Annotated in this window: 2 protein-coding genes; both read right to left on the reverse strand. The window is 66.7% G+C overall.

From position 1 onward, the window contains the following. On the reverse strand, positions 1 to 878 hold an 878-nt coding region (locus LQ144_RS22820), incomplete at its 3' end, for a glucose-6-phosphate dehydrogenase assembly protein OpcA (protein ID WP_230121521.1). Next, the coding region (gene zwf / locus LQ144_RS22825; protein ID WP_230121522.1) for a glucose-6-phosphate dehydrogenase at positions 875 to 2275 on the reverse strand (1401 nt) is incomplete at its 5' end. The genes LQ144_RS22820 and zwf, both read right to left, overlap by 4 nt.

The following is a 2275-nucleotide window of genomic DNA, read 5'->3' on the forward strand; positions in this document are numbered from 1 at the left end:
CCGAACACTTCGTCGGGATCCAGACGCCGCAGTTCCTCGGCCAGGCAGTCCCGCAGGCTTCGCCGCGGCAGGGAAATCCGCTGGGCAGGCTGGCCCGGTTGGGTCAGTTCGGCCACTGACAGTCCGGGCCGGAACAGCTGGACGTCGCCGCTTGCCCGGCTCAGGCGGACGCGCCGGATACCGGTGCCCGCGGGGTCGGCGACGATCGTCACCGGGGCGTCCAGGGAGAGGGTGAGCCAGGCCGCCAGCAGGATGGTGCTGGGGGAGTCCGAAGCACCCTCCACGGCCACCGCGGTGACAGGGGATGGGTCCACCTGGTCCAGCACTGCCGCGAGCTGGATGCGCCAGTTCGTCAGGCGGGTCCAGGCGAGGTCCGTGTCGCCTGCCTTGTAGGTGTTCCGGATATTCTCCAGGGCCACCTGCGGTTCGGCTTCGTTCGCGGAGTCGGTGATGCGCCGGTGGGCGATCTTGCCGATGGATGTCTCGCTGGCATTCTTCGGCGCGCCGTGCGGCCACCAGGCCACGATCGGAGCGTCAGGGAGCAGCAACGCGGCGACGAGGGACTCGCTTTCCTCTGCGAGTTCCCCGAAGCCGCGCAGCACGATCACTTCCGAGGCTCCGGCGTCACCGCCGACCCGGATCTGGGCATCGAGCCGGTTGGGAGCGGCAGAGCCGGCATCGGCAAGGACAATGATTCGGCAGGGGTGCTCCCGGCTGGCCTCGTTGGCTGCCTCGATGGCCTCCTCTTCCAGACCCGATTTCGTGACGACCACCAGGGTCAGCACGCGGCCCAGAGCGATCACCCCGCCCTGCTCCCGCAGGGACATGATCTTCTTGGAGACCTTGGAGGTGGTGGTGTTCGGAAGATCTACAATCATGGCCTTCTCCAGGTGCGTCCGTCGCGGGCGAGCAGCTCGTCAGCGGAGGCCGGGCCCCAGCTGCCGGGTGCGTAGGGCTCGGGCTGCTCGCCCAGGCCCTCCCAGTATTCCTCGAACGGGTCCAGGATCTTCCAGGAGAGCTCCACTTCCTCATGCCTCGGGAACAGCGGCGGCTCGCCGAGGAGCACGTCAAGGATCAGCCGTTCGTACGCCTCCGGGCTGGACTCCGTGAACGAGTGGCCGTAACCGAAGTCCATCGTCACATCCCGCACTTCCATCTGCGTGCCGGGGACCTTGGAGCCGAAGCGGATCGTGGCGCCCTCGTCAGGCTGGACCCGGATCACCACGGCGTTCTGCCCGAAGTCATCCTCGCCGTGGTCGCGGAACAGCAGGTTAGGCGCGCGCTTGAACACCACGGCGATTTCCGTGACGCGCCGGCCCAGGCGCTTGCCGGCGCGCAGGTAAAACGGGACCCCGTGCCAGCGCCGGGTATTGATGTCAACGCGGATCGCGGCAAAGGTCTCGGTGGTGGAATCGGCCGGGATGCCGTCCTCCTCGAGGTAGCCCTGGACCTGCTCGCCGCCCTGCCAGCCGCCGGCGAACTGGCCGCGGGCGGAGTGGGTGGAGAGGTCCTCCGGCAGCCTGACAGCCGCCAGGACCTTTTCCTTCTCCGCACGCAGGTCATCCGCGTTGAAGGAAATAGGTTCCTCCATCGCAGTGAGCGCCAGCAGCTGCAGGAGGTGGTTCTGGATCACGTCACGGGCAGCACCCACGCCGTCGTAGTACCCTGCACGGCCGCCGGTGCCGATGTCCTCGGCCATGGTGATCTGCACGTGGTCAACGTAGTTGGCGTTCCACAGCGGTTCGAACAGCTGGTTGGCGAAGCGCAGCGCCAGGATGTTCTGCACCGTCTCCTTGCCCAGGTAGTGGTCGATCCGGAAGACCGCGTCGGGCGGAAAGACCGATTCCACGATGTCGTTCAGCTGCCGGGCCGACTTAAGGTCGTGCCCGAACGGCTTCTCGATGACCACACGGCGCCACTTGTCGCCTTCAGCCTGGGCCAGACCGTGCTTCGAGAGCTGCCGGCAGACCTGTTCAAAGGCCTTCGGCGGGATGGACAGGTAGAACGCATGGTTGCCGCGCGTGCCGCGCTGTTCGTCGAGTTCCTTGATGGTCTCGCCGAGCCGCTCAAAGGCGGAGTCGTCATCGAACTCGCCCTGCACGAAACGGATGCCTTCGGACAGCTGGTTCCACACCGCCTCATCGAACGGCGTACGGGAGTACGTTTTGACCGCGTCTTTCACCTCCGCCGCGAAGTCCTCGTTGTCCCACTGCCGCCGGGCAAAGCCCACCAGGGCAAAGCTGGGCGGCAACAGGCCGCGGTTCGCGAGGTCATA

It is taken from the genome of Arthrobacter sp. Bi83 (assembly GCF_918698095.1).
In the GTDB taxonomy this organism is placed as follows: Bacteria; Actinomycetota; Actinomycetes; order Actinomycetales; family Micrococcaceae; genus Arthrobacter.